Annotated in this window: 16 protein-coding genes; 13 read left to right on the plus strand and 3 right to left on the minus strand. The window is 70.9% G+C overall.

Features of this window, described 5'->3' with window-relative positions; all coding sequences use genetic code 11:
• Positions 1-41: 41 nt before the first annotated feature.
• The 6 genes from dxr (at position 42) to ACIRP7_RS26480 (ending at position 7,683) form a co-directional block, all read left to right on the plus strand.
• The gene (gene dxr / locus ACIRP7_RS26455) at positions 42-1,499 is read left to right on the plus strand and encodes a 1-deoxy-D-xylulose-5-phosphate reductoisomerase (protein WP_403664255.1); all 1,458 of its coding nucleotides are present in this window, start codon (positions 42-44) and stop codon (positions 1,497-1,499) included.
• 8 nt (positions 1,500-1,507) lie between these two features.
• Positions 1,508-2,800: a M50 family metallopeptidase gene (locus ACIRP7_RS26460; RefSeq protein ID WP_403664424.1), complete on the plus strand. Its 1,293-nt coding sequence runs from the start codon at positions 1,508-1,510 to the stop codon at positions 2,798-2,800.
• Positions 2,801-2,970: 170 nt separating this feature from the next.
• Positions 2,971-4,128 carry a flavodoxin-dependent (E)-4-hydroxy-3-methylbut-2-enyl-diphosphate synthase gene (ispG, locus tag ACIRP7_RS26465; RefSeq protein WP_403664258.1) on the plus strand — a complete coding sequence of 386 codons (1,158 nt, stop codon included), beginning with the start codon at positions 2,971-2,973 and terminating at the stop codon, positions 4,126-4,128.
• Between the two features lie 144 nt (positions 4,129-4,272).
• Positions 4,273-5,121: a GNAT family N-acetyltransferase gene (locus ACIRP7_RS26470; RefSeq protein WP_403664261.1), complete on the plus strand. Its 849-nt coding sequence runs from the start codon at positions 4,273-4,275 to the stop codon at positions 5,119-5,121.
• Between the two features lie 77 nt (positions 5,122-5,198).
• On the plus strand, positions 5,199-5,729 hold the full coding sequence (locus tag ACIRP7_RS26475) for a GNAT family N-acetyltransferase (protein WP_352389506.1): 531 nt from the start codon (positions 5,199-5,201) through the stop codon (positions 5,727-5,729).
• A gap of 250 nt (positions 5,730-5,979) precedes the next feature.
• Positions 5,980-7,683 (plus strand): proline--tRNA ligase, encoded by a 1,704-nt coding sequence (locus ACIRP7_RS26480; RefSeq protein ID WP_403664264.1) that lies wholly within the window; start codon positions 5,980-5,982, stop codon positions 7,681-7,683.
• 48 nt (positions 7,684-7,731) lie between these two features.
• Here the strand turns inward: ACIRP7_RS26480 and ACIRP7_RS26485 are convergent, their stop codons facing one another.
• The 3 genes from ACIRP7_RS26485 to ACIRP7_RS26495 are packed head-to-tail and all read right to left on the minus strand — an operon-like array spanning position 7,732 to position 9,635.
• Positions 7,732-8,622, minus strand: coding sequence for an aminoglycoside phosphotransferase family protein (locus ACIRP7_RS26485; RefSeq protein WP_403664267.1), 891 nt, complete (start codon positions 8,620-8,622; stop codon positions 7,732-7,734).
• Positions 8,623-8,640: 18 nt separating this feature from the next.
• Positions 8,641-9,102, minus strand: coding sequence for a ferritin-like domain-containing protein (locus ACIRP7_RS26490; RefSeq protein WP_403664269.1), 462 nt, complete (start codon positions 9,100-9,102; stop codon positions 8,641-8,643).
• Positions 9,099-9,635: a hypothetical protein gene (locus ACIRP7_RS26495; protein ID WP_403664272.1), complete on the minus strand. Its 537-nt coding sequence runs from the start codon at positions 9,633-9,635 to the stop codon at positions 9,099-9,101. The genes ACIRP7_RS26490 and ACIRP7_RS26495 overlap by 4 nt, the downstream gene beginning before the upstream one ends.
• 175 nt (positions 9,636-9,810) lie before the next feature.
• Between ACIRP7_RS26495 and rimP the strand changes: the two genes are divergently transcribed.
• The 7 genes from rimP to truB all read left to right on the plus strand — a co-directional run bounded on the left by rimP (position 9,811) and on the right by truB (position 16,848).
• Complete coding sequence (rimP, locus tag ACIRP7_RS26500) at positions 9,811-10,326, plus strand: ribosome maturation factor RimP (RefSeq protein ID WP_403664275.1); 516 nt, start codon at positions 9,811-9,813, stop codon at positions 10,324-10,326.
• A 2-nt stretch (positions 10,327-10,328) separates the two neighbouring features.
• Entirely contained in the window at positions 10,329-11,315 is a 987-nt protein-coding gene (gene nusA / locus ACIRP7_RS26505; RefSeq protein ID WP_031053429.1) for a transcription termination factor NusA, read from the plus strand.
• Between the two features lie 115 nt (positions 11,316-11,430).
• Positions 11,431-11,712 carry a YlxR family protein gene (locus ACIRP7_RS26510; RefSeq protein WP_403664278.1) on the plus strand — a complete coding sequence of 94 codons (282 nt, stop codon included), beginning with the start codon at positions 11,431-11,433 and terminating at the stop codon, positions 11,710-11,712.
• A gap of 163 nt (positions 11,713-11,875) precedes the next feature.
• A complete protein-coding gene (infB, locus tag ACIRP7_RS26515) occupies positions 11,876-15,031 on the plus strand; it encodes a translation initiation factor IF-2 (protein ID WP_403664281.1) in 3,156 nt (1,051 codons plus the stop codon).
• A gap of 136 nt (positions 15,032-15,167) precedes the next feature.
• Complete coding sequence (locus ACIRP7_RS26520; RefSeq protein ID WP_352389515.1) at positions 15,168-15,461, plus strand: DUF503 domain-containing protein; 294 nt, start codon at positions 15,168-15,170, stop codon at positions 15,459-15,461.
• 32 nt (positions 15,462-15,493) lie between these two features.
• On the plus strand, positions 15,494-15,946 hold the full coding sequence (rbfA, locus tag ACIRP7_RS26525; RefSeq protein ID WP_352389516.1) for a 30S ribosome-binding factor RbfA: 453 nt from the start codon (positions 15,494-15,496) through the stop codon (positions 15,944-15,946).
• Positions 15,943-16,848, plus strand: a complete 906-nt coding sequence (truB, locus tag ACIRP7_RS26530; RefSeq protein ID WP_403664286.1) for a tRNA pseudouridine(55) synthase TruB — start codon at positions 15,943-15,945, stop codon at positions 16,846-16,848. The genes rbfA and truB overlap by 4 nt, the downstream gene beginning before the upstream one ends.
• The last annotated feature ends 100 nt before the right edge of the window (positions 16,849-16,948 follow it).

Consider the following 16,948-nt stretch of genomic DNA (forward strand, 5'->3'; position numbering starts at 1 on the left):
GCGCTGTCCCCACACACCGTCCTTACGGCGACAATGGAGGGATGAGCGACAGTCCAGCCCCCCGAGGGCACGGGCCGGAAGCCCCGTCTGCCCCGCGACGCCATGCACGTGCTCTCGCCGCACCGGGCGCCGACCCAAGTACATCCAGTACGAGGGCCGACGCCCGGCACGGCGAGAGCACGCACCTACTGGCGACATCTGCCGCTCCGCGGCGGGCACAGGGCCCGCCCTCCGGACGGACGACGGGGCTTCCGGCCCGCGCCCTCGCCGACCCCCACCTGGTCTACGACCCCGTCGCGGGCGACGGACCCAAGGACGTGGTGATCCTCGGTTCCACCGGCTCGATCGGCACCCAGGCCATCGACCTCGTGCTGCGCAACCCCGACCGGTTCCGGGTGACCGGGCTCTCCGCCAACGGCGGCCGGGTCGCGCTCCTCGCCGAGCAGGCGCACCGGCTGAAGGCGCGGACCGTCGCGGTCGCCCGCGAGGACGTCGTACCGACGCTGCGCGAGGCGCTCAGCGGGCTCTACGGCACGGGCGAGCCGCTTCCCGAGATCCTCGCCGGCCCGGACGCGGCCACCCAGCTCGCCGCCTCCGACGCGCACACCGTCCTCAACGGCATCACCGGCTCCATCGGACTCGCCCCCACCCTCGCCGCCCTGGAGGCGGGCCGCACCCTCGCGCTCGCCAACAAGGAGTCGCTCATCGTGGGCGGCCCGCTGGTCAAGGCCCTCGCCAAGCCCGGGCAGATCATCCCCGTCGACTCCGAGCACGCAGCCCTCTTCCAGGCCCTGGCCTCCGGGACGAGGGCCGACGTACGCAAGCTGGTCGTCACCGCGTCCGGCGGCCCCTTCCGCGGCCGTACGAAAGCCGACCTCGCCCAGGTGACCGTCGAGGACGCCCTCGCCCACCCCACCTGGGCCATGGGCCCGGTCATCACGATCAACTCCGCGACCCTCGTCAACAAGGGTCTTGAGGTCATCGAGGCACACCTCCTCTACGACATTCCCTTCGACCGCATTGAGGTGGTCGTGCATCCCCAGTCGTATGTCCACTCGATGGTTGAGTTCACGGACGGATCCACGATCGCCCAGGCGACGCCCCCCGACATGCGGGGGCCGATCGCCATCGGTCTCGGCTGGCCCGAGCGCGTCCCCGACGCGGCGCCCGCCTTCGACTGGAGCAAGGCGTCGACCTGGGAGTTCTTCCCGCTCGACAACGACGCGTTTCCTTCGGTCAACCTCGCGAGACACGTGGGACAGCTCGCGGGCACGGCCCCGGCGGTGTTCAATGCCGCCAACGAGGAGTGCGTCGAGGCCTTCCGGGCCGGCGCACTGCCGTTCAACGGGATCATGGAGACCGTGACCCGGGTGGTGGACGAGCACGGCACCCCTCGCGGGGGAACCTCGCTCACCGTCGCGGACGTCCTCGAAGCGGAGACCTGGGCGCGGACCCGGGCCCGGGAACTGACGGCACAGACGGCGGAGGCCCGTGCATGACGACCCTGATGTTCATCCTCGGCATAGGGCTCTTCGCCTTCGGCCTGCTGGTGTCGATCGCGTGGCACGAGCTGGGGCACCTGTCCTTCGCCAAGCTCTTCGGCATCCGTGTGCCGCAGTACATGGTCGGCTTCGGCCCGACCGTCTTCTCGCGCAAGAAGGGCGAGACGGAGTACGGCGTCAAGGCCGTCCCCTTCGGTGGCTACATCCGCATGATCGGCATGTTCCCGCCCGGCGACGACGGCCGTATCAGCGCCCGCTCGACGTCCCCCTGGCGCGGCATGATCGAGGACGCCCGCTCGGCCGCCTTCGAGGAGCTCCAGCCCGGCGACGAGAAACGCCTCTTCTACACCCGTACGCCCTGGAAACGCGTCATCGTGATGTTCGCGGGCCCCTTCGCGAACCTGATCCTCGCGGTCGCCCTCTTCCTCACGGTCCTCATGGGCTTCGGCATCTCCCAGCAGACCAACACGGTCAGCTCGGTCTCCAAGTGCGTGATCGCCCAGAGCCAGAACCGCGAGAACTGCAAGGCCTCCGACCCCGCCTCCCCGGCCGCGGCCGCCGGCCTCAAGGCGGGCGACAAGATCATCGCGTTCAACGGCGTGAAGACCGATGACTGGAACAAGCTCTCCGACCTCATCCGGGCCAACCCCGACAAGACGGTCCCGATAGTCGTCGAGCGGGACGGCAAGGACGTCACCCTCACCGCGAAGATCGCCAGCAACCAGGTCGCCAAGAAGGACTCCAGCGGCCAGTACGTCCAGGGCGAGTACGTCACCGCCGGCTTCCTCGGCTTCAGCGCCGCCACCGGCATCGTCAAGCAGGACTTCGGCGACTCCGTGGTGTGGATGGGGGAACGCGTCGGCGACGCCGTCGACTCCCTCGCCGCCCTGCCCGGCAAGATCCCGGCCCTGTGGAACGCGGCCTTCGGCGACGCCCCGCGCGAGCCGGACTCCCCGATGGGCGTGGTCGGCGCCGCCCGCGTCGGCGGCGAGATCTTCACCCTCGACATCCCCCCGACCCAGCAACTGGCCATGGCGCTGATGCTGGTCGCGGGCTTCAACCTCTCCCTGTTCCTCTTCAACATGCTCCCGCTGCTGCCCCTGGACGGCGGCCACATCGCGGGCGCTCTGTGGGAGTCCCTGCGCCGCAACCTCGCCAAGGTCCTCAAGCGCCCGGACCCGGGCCCGTTCGACGTGGCGAAGCTGATGCCGGTGGCTTATGTGGTGGCGGGAATCTTCATCTGCTTCACAGTCCTCGTTTTGATCGCGGACGTCGTCAACCCAATCAAAATCTCCTAGTCGTCCGGCGTTGGCGGTGGCCCGGTGTGGTTCATGCCGGGCCACCATCCGTTGGGTGGGTTTGAGGGCCGGGATGTGCTCGTGCCCCGGTCGGTGCCGTAATCTCGAAGCCTGGAGCCCGCCGCTGACGGGACCTGGACCTTGATCCACGACTTGGGGTTGCACAGCAGATGACTGCGATTTCTCTCGGCATGCCGTCCGTTCCGACCAAGCTCGCCGAGCGCCGGAAGAGCCGGCAGATCCAGGTCGGCACGGTCGCGGTGGGCGGTGACGCCCCGGTCTCGGTCCAGTCGATGACGACGACCCGTACGTCCGACATCGGCGCCACGCTCCAGCAGATCGCCGAGCTCACGGCCTCCGGCTGCCAGATCGTCCGCGTGGCCTGCCCGACCCAGGACGACGCCGACGCCCTCGCCACCATCGCCCGCAAGTCGCAGCTCCCGGTGATCGCCGACATCCACTTCCAGCCCAAGTACGTCTTCGCCGCCATCGAGGCGGGCTGCGCGGCGGTCAGGGTGAACCCCGGCAACATCAAGCAGTTCGACGACAAGGTCAAGGAGATCGCGAAGGCCGCGCGCGACCACGGCACCCCGATCCGCATCGGCGTGAACGCGGGCTCCCTGGACCGCCGCCTGCTCCAGAAGTACGGCAAGGCGACCCCGGAGGCGCTCGTCGAGTCGGCCCTGTGGGAGGCGTCCCTCTTCGAGGAGCACGACTTCCGGGACATCAAGATCTCGGTGAAGCACAACGACCCGGTCATCATGATCGAGGCGTACAAGCAGCTGGCCGCGCAGTGCGACTACCCGCTCCACCTGGGCGTCACGGAGGCCGGCCCCGCCTTCCAGGGCACGATCAAGTCGGCGGTCGCCTTCGGCGCGCTGCTCTCCCAGGGCATCGGCGACACGATCCGCGTCTCCCTCTCGGCGCCCCCCGTCGAGGAGGTCAAGGTCGGCAACCAGATCCTGGAGTCCCTGAACCTCAAGCAGCGCGGCCTGGAGATCGTCTCCTGCCCGTCCTGCGGCCGTGCCCAGGTGGACGTCTACAAGCTGGCCGAGGAGGTCACCGCAGGCCTGACCGGCATGGATGTCCCGCTCCGCGTCGCCGTCATGGGGTGTGTCGTCAACGGCCCGGGCGAGGCCCGCGAGGCCGACCTCGGTGTCGCCTCCGGCAACGGCAAGGGCCAGATCTTCGTCAAGGGCGAGGTCATCAAGACCGTCCCCGAGTCCAAGATCGTGGAGACCCTCATCGAGGAGGCCATGAAGCTGGCGGAGCAGATGGAGGCGGCGGGGGTCTCCTCCGGGGAGCCCTCGGTGTCGGTCGCGGGCTGATCCGGGCGTCGGGGGCGGCAGCCCTCAACGGGCAGGGCACGCCTGGGCCACTGCTGAGCGAGCGGTAACCGAACGCAGGGCGGCACGGCTCGGCTTCCGCAGGTACAGTGCGGAGATCAGCAGACCCCAGTGTGAGGCCCGCCCGTGTTGACCCAGACGACCTCCCGGGTCCTCGAACCGAGCGACCTGGACGCCGCGCTCGCCGTCCTGGACCGCGATCCGGTCGCGAACGCCTTCGTGACGTCGAGGGTTCAGGTCGCCGGACTCGACCCCTGGCGACTCGGCGGCGAGATGTGGGGCTGGTACGAGGACGGCATGCTCACGTCCCTCTGTTACGCCGGCGCCAACCTCGTCCCGATCTGCGCGACTCCGCGAGCCGTCCGTGCCTTCGCCGACCGGGCGAGAAGGGCCGGGCGCCGGTGCTCCTCCATCGTCGGCCCCGCCGAACCCACCACCCAGCTCTGGCGCCTGCTGGAACCCAGTTGGGGCCCGGCCCGGGATGTCCGGGCCCACCAGCCCCTCATGGTCACCGACCGCATGCCCACCGACACAGCCCCGGATCCGTACGTCCGCCGCATCCGCAAGGACGAGGTGGAGACGATCATGCCGGCGTGCGTGGCGATGTTCACGGAAGAGGTCGGCGTCTCCCCGCTGGCCGGTGACGGCGGCCTCCTCTACCAGGCCCGCGTCGCCGAACTGGTCGGTTCCGGCCGCTCCTTCGCCCGCCTCGACGAACACGGCAAGGTCGTCTTCAAGGCGGAGATCGGCGCCGCGACGGACCGGGCCTGCCAGATCCAGGGCGTGTGGGTGGCCCCCGAGTACCGGGGCAGGGGAGTGGCCGCGCCGGGGATGGCGGCGGTACTGCGCTACGCCCTCGCGGACGTGGCCCCGGTGGTCAGTCTCTACGTCAACGACTTCAACACGGCGGCCAGAAGGACGTACAAGAGGGTGGGCTTCCGGGAAGTGGGCGCTTTCATGAGCGTCCTCTTCTGAACCGGCCCGCGGTCACCAGACGGCCCGCAGCCACCCGCACCCGGCACACGACCGGAACTCCCCTGTACGCTCCCCGCATGGACCTCGTCATCGGCCCCCTGGACCTGTCCGCCCACGTGGACGAGGCCCTCGCGGTACAGGCCATCGCCTTCGGCCTCGGCGCCGACGAGGTAGCGGTCCGCCGCCAGATCGTCCTCCGCCACATGACCTACCCCGGCGCCAGAGCCCTCGGTGCGACGGTCGGCGGCCATCTCGTGGGGTTCGTGTACGGCATGCCCAACGACCGCACCCACTGGTGGTCCACCGTCGTCGAGCCCTACCTGCGCGCCCAGCACAACGACATCTGGCTCGACGACTCCTTCGTGATCACCGAGCTGCACGTCCACCCGCACCACCAGAACCGGGGCATCGGCCGCACCCTGATCACCACCATCACCGACAGCGCCACCGAGCCCCGCTCGATCCTCTCCGCGATCGACACCGACAGCCCGGCCCGCGGCCTGTACCACTCCCTCGGCTACCAGGACCTCGCCCGCCAGGTCCTCTTCCCGAGCGCCCCGAAGCCGTACGCCGTGATGGGCGCCCCCCTCCCGCTGCGCCGCCACTGAACACCGGATTTCCACCCCTACAGCCCGCCCGGCTAACCTCCTGGGGGGTGCCCGACACATTGCCGCAGCCCGGCGACAGCCGGCACGCACGCTCGTGGCGTTGCCGAACCGCCCTCGTGGTCCGCCACGTGGGCGCTCCGGCGCCTTGCGATCGCACGCACCGGACGCCGCCGGGCCCGCCCTCCGGGCGGACGACGGGAATGTGTCGGCACCCCAGCCATCACCCTTTTCCGGCAGGAGTACGAGAACCATGGCCAACGCACCGGTCCAGCGCATGTCCCAGTTGATGGCGAAGACGCTGCGCGACGACCCGGCGGACGCCGAGGTCCTCAGCCACAAGCTGCTCGTGCGCGCCGGGTACGTCCGACGTACCGCCGCCGGCATCTGGAGCTGGCTGCCGCTCGGCAAGAAGGTGCTGGCCAACGTCGAGCGGATCGTCCGCGAGGAGATGGACGCGATCGGCGCCCAGGAGGTGCTGCTCCCCGCCATCCTGCCGCGGGAGCCGTACGAGGCCACCGGCCGCTGGGACGAGTACGGCCCCGAGCTGTTCCGGCTCCAGGACCGCAAGGGCGGCGACTACCTCCTCGGCCCGACCCACGAGGAGATCTTCACCCTGCTGGTGAAGGACCAGGCGTCCTCCTACAAGGACCTGCCGGTCATCCTCTACCAGATCCAGCACAAGTACCGTGACGAGGCCCGCCCCCGGGCCGGCATCCTGCGCGGCCGCGAGTTCCTGATGAAGGACTCGTACTCCTTCGACACCGAGGACGAGGGCCTGGCCCAGTCCTACGCCCTGCACCGCCAGGCCTACCAGAAGGTCTTCGAGCGTCTCGGCCTCGACTACCGCATCTGCGCCGCCACCGCCGGCGCGATGGGCGGCTCCAAGTCGGAGGAGTTCCTCGCCCCCGCCGAGGCCGGCGAGGACACCTTCGCCGACTGCCCCAACTGCGACTTCGCGGCCAACACCGAGGCGATCACGTACGAGTTGAAGCCCGTGGACGGTGCCTCCGTCCCCGCCCTCGAGGAGATCCCGACCCCGGACACTCCGACCATCGAGACCCTCGCCGCCCACCTCGGCGTCGAGGCCTCCGCCACCCTCAAGAACCTCCTCGTGAAGGTCGACGGCGAGATCGTCGCCGTCGGCGTCCCGGGTGACCGCGAGGTCGACCTGGACAAGGTCGAGGCGCACTTCGCACCCGCCGCCGTGGAGCTGGTGACGGCGGAGGACTTCGTCGGCCGCCCCGACCTCGTCCGCGGCTACGTCGGTCCGCAGGGCCTGGGCGAGAAGGTGAAGTACATCGCCGACCCGCGCGTGGCCCCCGGCACCGCCTGGATCACGGGCGCCAACAAGGAGCACACGCACGCGAAGAACGTCGTCGCGGGCCGTGACTTCGAGGTCGACCAGTACGTCGACGTCGTGGTCGTCCAGGAGGGCGACCCGTGCCCGAAGTGCGGCACCGGCCTCAAGCTCGACCGCGCCATCGAGATCGGCCACATCTTCCAGCTGGGCCGCAAGTACGCCGACGCTCTCAAGCTCGACGTCCTCGGCCAGAACGGCAAGCCGGTCCGCGTGACCATGGGCTCCTACGGCATCGGCGTCTCCCGCGCGGTCGCCGCCCTCGCCGAGCAGACCGCCGACGACAAGGGCCTGTGCTGGCCCGCCGAGGTCGCCCCGGCCGACGTGCACGTCGTCGCCGCCGGCAAGGCCCTGCAGATCGAACTGGCCCTCGACGTCTCCGAGAAACTGCGCGAGGCGGGCCTCAGGGTCCTCGTCGACGACCGCGCCGGCGTCTCCCCGGGCGTGAAGTTCACCGACTCCGAGCTGATCGGCGTACCGAAGATCCTGGTCGCGGGCCGCCGTTCCGCCGAGGGGGTCCTGGAGCTCAAGGACCGCCGCACCGGTGAGCGCGAGGAGCTGACGGTGGACGAGGCGATCGCCCGCCTGACCGCCTGAGAAACAGCGTGGGGCGGCGGTCGCACCGGCGGCCGCCGTCCTACGTCCTCAGAGCCACCCGGCGAACTCCAGCAGCAGTTCGGCATCCTTCGGCCGCCCCACCCGTAGCGCCCGGACCCCCGACTCCACGGCCCGGAACAGCGTCCACCCCCGCAACCGCTCCTGGTCCACCTCCAGCGACTCCGCGAGCCGCTTGATCCGCCGGCGGGTCGTCGCCGCCCCCGACGGCGTGGCGATCAGGTCCTCCACCCGGTCCCGCACGAGCCGGGCCAGGTCGAACGCGCACTCCCCGACGACCGGATCCGGTCCCACGGCCAGCCAGGGAGACCGTTCACCCGCGAGCACCTTGCTCTGCCGGAACGTCCCGTGCAGCAGCCGCAGTTCGGGCGGTGCGGCCAGCAGCTCCTCCCGGGCCGACAGAGCCGCGTCCACCAGCCCCGCCACCTGCGCGGGAGCACCGCGCATGGCGGCGGCCTGGCGCCCGGTCCGCTCGGCCACCGTCTCGAAGACCGGCCCCTCGGGCGGCGGGACCCACAGCCGCCGCAGCGCCCCCGCCGCCTCCAGCAACGCCTTCGCCTCCGGCAGCGACCGCACGGAGACATCGGGATGCAGCCGCTCCAGCACCAGCACACCCTCGGCGACGAACGGCTCCAGCAGCTGTACGGCCCCCCGCCCGTCCCAGTGCGCGAGAGCCGCCCGCTCGCTCTCCGGACGGGCCCGGGGCGGGGCCAGCTTGAGTACGGCCGGCGTCCCGTCGGGCAGCCGCACGAGCGCGACGAGGCTGCTGCGCCCGCCGGGCACCTGGACGCGCTCCACGGTCAACTCGCGCAGCGCGACGGCCTGTCCGGCGGTCTCGGGCAGCTTGTCCACCCAGTCGTCGGCGTCCGGCACGCTCTCGCCGAGCGCCCGCACCAACCGCCGCGGTGGTTCGAAAGCCATGCGCGAGTCGTTCCCTTCCTAAGAAACCGAGGCGGAGGACGAGGGCGAGCCCGTGGTCGCCCGCTCGGCGAGCCCAGGGAAGGCTACGCTCTCGCCGCGCCAGCGCACGGCCCGCACCGCGGCCTCCCGCAGCGCCTCGGCGGCCGTGCTGCGCCGCCCGCCCCCGGTTGCCCGCACCACGTCGGAGTACACCCCGGCCACCCGGTCCTCCAGGCCGGCGGCGAGCCGCACCGCCGCGGCCGAGTCCGGCACCGGGAAGGGCAGCGCGTACGCCGCCGCCGCGGCCACGGGCGTCCCGCCCAGTCCCCGCACCTCGCGCACCAGGGCGTCCCGGCGGGCCCGGTGGGCGTCATAGGCGGCCCTGGCCTCCACCCGCCGGTCCTCGCGGATCCGGCCGCCGACGACGCCGTAGCCGTAGACGGCGGCGTGCTCGGCGGCCAGCGCCTTCTGGAGGGCCTCCAGCTCCTGCTTCTCGCTCATCGGGCACCCTCCGTCAGCAGATAGGCGTGCGCCGCGCCGGCAGCCGCCACCGAGGCCAGCAGGCGGGCCAGCTCACCCGGCACGTCCAGCAGGGTCTTGGCCCGCCGGTCGGCGAGCGCCCGCTCGGCGGCGGCGAGCTCGGCGAGGGCGTCCTTCTCGGTCGTGGGAACAGCGATCGGCCGGGACGAGGCGGGAGGCGAGGACGGGGCCGCGGAAGCAGTGGCTGTGGGAGCGGCGCTGCTTGCCCCGAACGCCTTCGCGTGCCGCGCGGCCTCCACCCGCAACGGCCCCAGCAGTGGCGCCAGCGCCGGATGGGCGGCGAGGACGGCGTCGTACCGCCCGACGATCCCCTGGCTGTCCCGAGCCGCACGCTCGCGTGCCCGCTCGACGACGGACGGGCTGCCGGCGGTGCCCTCCTCGCCGCTTCCGGTCCCGTCGGAGCACCCGACGAGAAGGGCGCCCCCGGCGACGGAGGCGAGCAGGGATCTTCTGCGGGGCCCCGAGGGGACGCGCGGCGAAGGCGGGTACGGCACGACAGACGTCCTCAAAAGCTCGTACGAACACACGGGCGGGAGGTCGGGCCCGCCGGCGATCACGGTACCCGCGCATCCGGTGTCACCTGGACGGCAACACCCTCCGCGACCGGATACCCTTTGACCAGACACGCGACCTACCCACAACAGCACACGCGGCCGAGGAGTCACCCGGATGAGCACCACCCAGAGCGAGAGGCTGCGAGAGCTCCTGGAACCGCTCGTCACCTCCCAGGGTCTGGATCTCGAAGAGATCGCAGTGGACTCCGTAGGACGAAAGCGAGTGCTGCGCGTCGTCGTCGACTCGGACACCGGTGCCGACCTGGACCAGATCGCCGATGTGAGCCGCGCGCTCTCGGCGAAGCTCGACGAGACCGACGCGATGGGCGCGGGGGAGTACACCCTCGAGGTCGGCACCCCGGGCGCGGAGCGCCTCCTCAAGGAGCACCGGCACTATGTGCGGGCCGTGGACCGGCTGGTGAAGTTCCAGCTGAACGGGGGCGACGAGCTGGTCGCCAGGATCCTGAAGGTCGACGACGACGGGCTCGACCTCGAAGTGCCGGGTGTGAAGGGCCGCAAGGCCACCGCCCGCAGACTCGCCTTCTCCGACGTCGACAAGGCGCGCGTGCAGGTCGAGTTCAGCCGCAAGGACAGCAAAGAGCAGCAGGACGAGCAGGAAGAGGAGGCGTAGCCGTGGACATCGACATGAGTGCCCTGCGGGGCTTGGTTCGGGAGAAGGAGATCTCCTTCGACCTGTTGGTCGAGGCGATCGAGTCGGCCCTCCTCATCGCCTACCACCGCACCGAGGGAAGCCACCGCCACGCGCGCGTGAAACTCGACCGGGACTCCGGGCACGTGGTCGTGTGGGCGAAGGAGGACCCCGAGGACCTCGAAGAGGGCCAGGAGCCCCGGGAGTTCGACGACACCCCGTCCGACTTCGGCCGTATCGCCGCGACCACCGCCAAGCAGGTCATCCTGCAGCGGCTGCGCGACGCCGAGGACGACGCGACGCTCGGCGAGTACGCGGGGCGTGAGGGCGACATCGTCATGGGCGTGGTCCAGCAGGGCCGCGACCCGAAGAACGTGCTCGTGGACATCGGCAAGCTGGAGGCCATCCTGCCGGTGCAGGAGCAGGTGCCCGGTGAGACCTACCCGCACGGCATGCGGCTTCGGTCGTACGTCGTACGGGTGGCGAGGGGTGTCCGCGGTCCGTCCGTCACCCTGTCGCGCACGCATCCCAATCTGGTGAAGAAACTCTTCGCCCTGGAAGTGCCGGAGATCGCCGACGGGTCCGTCGAGATCGCCGCGATCGCCCGCGAGGCCGGTCACCGCACAAAGATCGCCGTACGGTCCACCCGTTCGGGCCTGAACGCCAAGGGCGCCTGCATCGGCCCCATGGGCGGCCGTGTGCGCAATGTCATGGGTGAGCTGAACGGTGAGAAGATCGACATCGTCGACTGGTCGGACGACCCGGCCGAGATGGTGGCGAACGCCCTCTCGCCGGCCCGCGTCTCCAAGGTCGAGGTCGTGGACATGGCCGCCCGCTCCGCGCGGGTGACCGTCCCCGACTACCAGCTCTCCCTCGCCATCGGCAAGGAGGGGCAGAACGCCCGGCTCGCGGCCCGGCTCACCGGCTGGCGGATCGACATCCGTCCGGACACCGAGCAGGCCGGCGAGTAGCGCCGGGACCAGCGCCGGGGAATAGATCCAAGCCGTACGTGGCTTAGATCACGACAACAACCGTTCGATCGCTGCCCCCAAGGGGTGAGGTCGCTACGGGGAGGTAGACTTAAGAGTGTCTGGCCGGACGCCCGCCCGAGCATGCCCTGAACGCACCTGTGTGGGTTGCAGGCAGCGAGCGGCCAAGACCGATCTGCTGCGCATCGTGGCGATCAAGGACGCATGCGTCCCCGATCATCGCGGTACGCTGCCCGGCCGGGGTGCGTACATCCACCCCGCCCTGGTCTGTCTCGACCAGGCGGTACGCCGCCGGGTGTTCACGAGGGCGTTGCGCGCCCCGGGAGCACTCGACACAAAGGCGTTGCGCCAGTGCGTCGAGCAGACAGACAGTTGCTGAGCAGGCAACACAGTAAGAAGCGTCGCGCGGAACCCCCGTGCGGCCCTGGTACCCCGCGAGTTGGAAGTAGGTCGAGATTGCGATGAGCACTCGATGAGCACGCGATGAGTACGCCCATGAAGTAGCGACGGTCCGGACGCAACCCGGACCTAAAAGGAGCGAAGTGGCTAAGGTCCGGGTATACGAACTCGCCAAGGAGTTCGGAGTGGAGAGCAAGGTCGTCATGGCCAAGCTCCAAGAACTCGGTGAATTTGTTCGTTCGGCGTCTTCGACCATCGAAGCGCCCGTTGTCCGTAAGTTGACGGACGCCCTCCAGCAGGGCAACGGAGGCGGTAAGCCCGCCTCCGCACGCAAGGCCGCCCCGGCTCGTCCGGCGGCCCCCTCTCCCGCGCAGGCCGCCCGTCCGGCCGCCCCGCGCCCGCCGGCCCCGAAGCCGGCCGCCGCAGAGACGCCCGCGGCTCCCGCCGCGCCGGCCTCTTCCGGCCCCCGTCCCACCCCGGGCCCGAAGCCCGCGCCGCGGCCCGCCCCGGCGTCCCCGGCTCCGACCACGCCCGAGTTCACGGCACCGCCGTCGGCTCCCGCCGCACCGGCCGCCCAGAGCCAGGGCCAGAGCCAGAGTCAGGGCTCCAGCCCGCGTCCTGGTGCTCCGCGTCCGGCCGGCCAGGCCCCGCGTCCGGGCGCCCCGCGTCCGGCCGCTGGTCCAGGCCAGGGTGGCGGCCAGGGCCGCACTGAGCGCGGCGACCGTCCCGGCGCTCCGCGTCAGGGCGGCCAGGGCGCACGTCCCGGTGCTCGTCCGGCCGGTCCCCGTCCGGGCAACAACCCCTTCACCTCTGGTGGCTCCACCGGCATGGCGCGCCCGCAGGCGCCCCGTCCGGGCGGTGCCCCGCGTCCCGGCGGCCCTGGTGGCCCCGGTGGTGCTCCCGGCGGCGCTCCGCGTCCGCAGGGTCAGGGCCAGGGCGGTCCCCGTCCCCAGGGTGCGGCGGGCGGTCCCCGTCCGCAGTCTCCGGGCGGCGCCCGTCCCACCCCGGGCGGCATGCCTCGTCCGCAGGGCGGTCCCCGTCCCGGCGGCGGTCCCGGCGGCGCACGTCCCAACCCCGGCATGATGCCGCAGCGTCCCGCTGCCGGCCCGCGTCCCGGCGGTGGCCCCGGTGGGGGTCGCGGTCCGGGCGGCGCAGGTCGTCCCGGTGGCGGTGGCGCAGGTCGTCCCGGCGGCGGCGGCTTCGCCGGTCGTCCGGCCGGTCCCGGCGGCGGCGGTGGCGGTTTCGCCGGTCGTCCCGGTGGTCCCGGTGGCGGTGGCGGCGGTTTCGCCGGTCGTCCCGGTGGTCCCGGCGGTGGCGGCGGCGGTCGTCCCGGCTTCGGCGGTCGTCCCGGTGGTCCCGGTGGCCGTGGTGGCACGCAGGGCGCCTTCGGTCGTCCCGGCGGCCCCGCGCGTCGCGGTCGCAAGTCGAAGCGGCAGAGGCGCCAGGAGTACGAGGCCATGCAGGCCCCGTCGGTCGGCGGCGTGATGCTGCCTCGCGGCAACGGACAGTCCGTCCGCCTGTCGCGCGGTGCCTCCCTCACCGATTTCGCGGAGAAGATCGGCGCCAACCCGGCGTCGCTCGTCGGCGTGATGATGAACCTCGGCGAGATGGTCACCGCCACGCAGTCCGTCTCCGACGAGACGCTGAGGCTCCTCGCGGACGAGATGAACTTCGTCCTCGAGATCGTCAGCCCCGAGGAGGAGGACCGCGAGCTGCTCGAGTCCTTCGACATCGAGTTCGGCGAGGACGAGGGTGGCGAGGAGTTCCTCGTCGCGCGTCCGCCGGTCGTGACCGTCATGGGTCACGTCGACCACGGCAAGACCCGCCTCCTCGACACCATCCGCAAGACGAACGTCGTCGCGGGCGAGGCCGGCGGTATCACGCAGCACATCGGTGCGTACCAGGTCACGACTCAGGTCAACGACGAAGAGCGCAAGATCACCTTCATCGACACCCCGGGTCACGAGGCGTTCACCGCCATGCGTGCCCGTGGTGCCAAGTCGACCGACATCGCGATCCTCGTGGTGGCGGCCAACGACGGTGTGATGCCCCAGACGATCGAGGCGCTGAACCACGCCAAGGCGGCCGACGTGCCGATCGTGGTCGCGGTCAACAAGATCGACGTCGAGGGTGCCGACCCGACCAAGGTGCGCGGTCAGCTGACCGAATACGGCCTCGTGGCCGAGGAGTACGGCGGCGACACCATGTTCGTCGACATCTCCGCCAAGCAGGGCCTCAACATCGAGGCTCTCCTGGAGGCCGTGGTCCTCACCGCGGACGCCTCGCTCGACCTGCGGGCCAACCCGGAGCAGGACGCGCAGGGTATTGCGATCGAGTCCCGTCTCGACCGTGGCCGCGGTGCCGTCGCGACCGTCCTGGTCCAGCGAGGCACCCTGCGGGTCGGCGACACCATGGTGGTCGGCGACGCGTACGGCCGTGTCCGCGCGATGCTCGACGACAAGGGCGACAACCTGGAAGAGGCGGGTCCGTCGACTCCGGTCCTCGTCCTGGGTCTCACCAACGTCCCGGGCGCCGGCGACAACTTCCTCGTCGTCGACGAGGACCGTACGGCCCGCCAGATCGCCGAGAAGCGCGCGGCGCGTGAGCGCAACGCCAACTTCGCCCGGCGCGGAGTCCGGTTCTCCCTGGAGAACCTGGACGAGGCCCTCAAGGCCGGTCTGGTGCAGGAACTCAACCTCATCATCAAGGGCGACGCGTCCGGTTCGGTGGAGGCTCTCGAGTCCTCGCTGCTCCAGCTCGACGTCGGCGAAGAGGTCGACATCCGCATCCTGCACCGCGGCGTCGGTGCGGTCACGGAGTCGGACGTGGACCTGGCGATGGGCTCGGACGCCATCGTGATCGGCTTCAACGTGCGCGCCGCAGGGCGTGCCGCGCAGATGGCCGAGCGCGAGGGTGTGGATGTCCGGTACTACTCGGTCATCTACCAGGCGATCGAGGAGATCGAGGCGGCCCTGAAGGGCATGCTCAAGCCGGAGTACGAAGAGGTCGAGCTCGGTACGGCGGAGATCCGCGAGGTCTTCAAGTCGTCCAAGCTGGGCAACATCGCCGGTGTCCTGGTCCGCTCCGGCGAGGTCAAGCGCAACACCAAGGCGCGCCTCATCCGCGACGGCAAGGTGGTCGCGGAGAGCCTCACCATCTCCGGTCTGCGTCGCTTCAAGGACGACGTCACCGAGATCCGCGAAGGGTTCGAGGGCGGTATCAACCTCGGCAACTTCAACGACATCAAGGTCGACGACGTCATCGCGACGTACGAGATGCGCGAGAAGCCGCGAGGCTGATCGTCACAGCACGCGATCGGGGCCGGTCGGCGGACGTAATATCCGTCGATCGGCCCCGGCCGTTGCGTGTACGGTTCCCGTATCGGCGTCGAAGCGTGACGCCCGTACCCCGAACCGGCGGGACATCCGGACACGTATGTATGTGGGGACTCTGTCCTTCGACCTGCTCCTCGGCGATGTGCACTCGCTGAAGGAGAAACGCTCTCTCGTCCGTCCGATCGTGGCCGAGCTCCAGCGCAAGTACGCGGTGAGCGCGGCGGAGACGGGCAACCAGAACCTCCACCGCAGGGCCGAGATCGGGCTCGCGGTGGTCTCGGGGGACACGGGACACCTCAGCGACGTACTGGACCGCTGCGAGCGGCTGGTCGCGGCGCGGCCCGAGGTGGAACTGCTCTCGGTTCGACGCAGGCTCCACAGCGACGAAGACTGAAGCAAGAAGTAAGTACTTAAGGAGACGGACCAGTGGCCGACAACGCGCGCGCCAAGAGGCTGGCGGACCTCATCCGAGAGGTGGTGGCCCAGAAGCTGCTGCGCGGGATCAAGGACCCGCGGCTCGGCTCACACGTCACCATCACGGACACCCGGGTCACGGGTGACCTTCGGGAGGCGACCGTCTTCTACACGGTGTACGGCGGCGACGAGGAGCGGGCGGCCGCGGCCGCCGGACTGGAGAGCGCCAAGGGCGTGCTCCGCAGCGCGGTCGGCGCGGCGGCGGGCGTGAAGTTCACCCCGACGCTGACCTTCGTGGCCGACGCCCTGCCCGACACCGCCAAGACCATCGACGACCTCCTCGACAAGGCGCGCCAGTCCGACGAGAAGGTGCGCGAGGTCTCGGCCGGCGCCAAGTACGCCGGCGACGCCGACCCGTACCGAAAGCCGGACGACGAGGACGAGACGGACGACGCCGCCGAATGACGCAGAAGAACCGGACGCCCGACGGCCTTGTCATCGTCGACAAGCCGTCGGGCTTCACCTCGCACGACGTGGTCGCCAAGATGCGCGGGATCGCCAGGACCCGCCGCGTCGGACACGCCGGCACCCTCGACCCCATGGCGACGGGTGTGCTGGTCCTCGGTGTCGAGAAGGCCACCAAGCTCCTCGGGCACCTCGCGCTGACCGAGAAGGAGTACCTGGGCACGATCCGGCTCGGCCAGACGACCCTGACCGACGACGCCGAGGGCGAGATCACGGGGTCGGTCGACGCCTCGAAGGTCACCCGCGACGCCGTCGACGCCGGGATCGCCCAGCTGACCGGCGCCATCATGCAGGTCCCGTCCAAGGTCAGCGCCATCAAGATCGACGGGGTGCGCTCGTACAAGCGGGCACGGGAGGGCGAGGACTTCGAGATCCCGGCCCGTCCCGTCACCGTCTCGTCCTTCGCGGTGCACGACGTCCGGGACGCGGTCGCCGAGGACGGCACGGCCGTCGTGGACCTGGTCGTGTCGGTGGTCTGCTCCTCCGGCACCTACATCCGGGCGCTGGCCCGGGACCTGGGCGCGGGCCTGGGCGTGGGTGGCCATCTGACGGCTCTGCGCCGCACCCGGGTGGGCCCGTACAAGCTGGACTCGGCCAAGACCCTCGACCAGCTCCAGCAGGAGCTGACGGTGATGCCGATCGCCGAGGCCGCGGCAGCCGCCTTCCGGCGCTGGGACGTCGACGACCGCCGGGCCAAGCTGCTCACCAACGGCGTCCGGCTCGACATGCCCGACGAGTACGCGGGCGCCGGCACGGTGGCCGTCTTCGACCCCGAGGGTCACTTCCTGGCGCTCGTCGAGGAACACAAGGGCAAGGCGAAGAGCCTGGCCGTCTTCGGCTGACGCCCGACCGTGGGGGCACCGAGGCCGTCTGCCCGTGGAGCGGCGATCACGGGGTTGTGCCGCCGCTCCACGGTCCCCCCTCGGTTCCCCCACCCCTAGG

This window comes from Streptomyces sp. NPDC102270 (assembly GCF_044766405.1).
GTDB lineage: Bacteria > Actinomycetota > Actinomycetes > Streptomycetales > Streptomycetaceae > Streptomyces.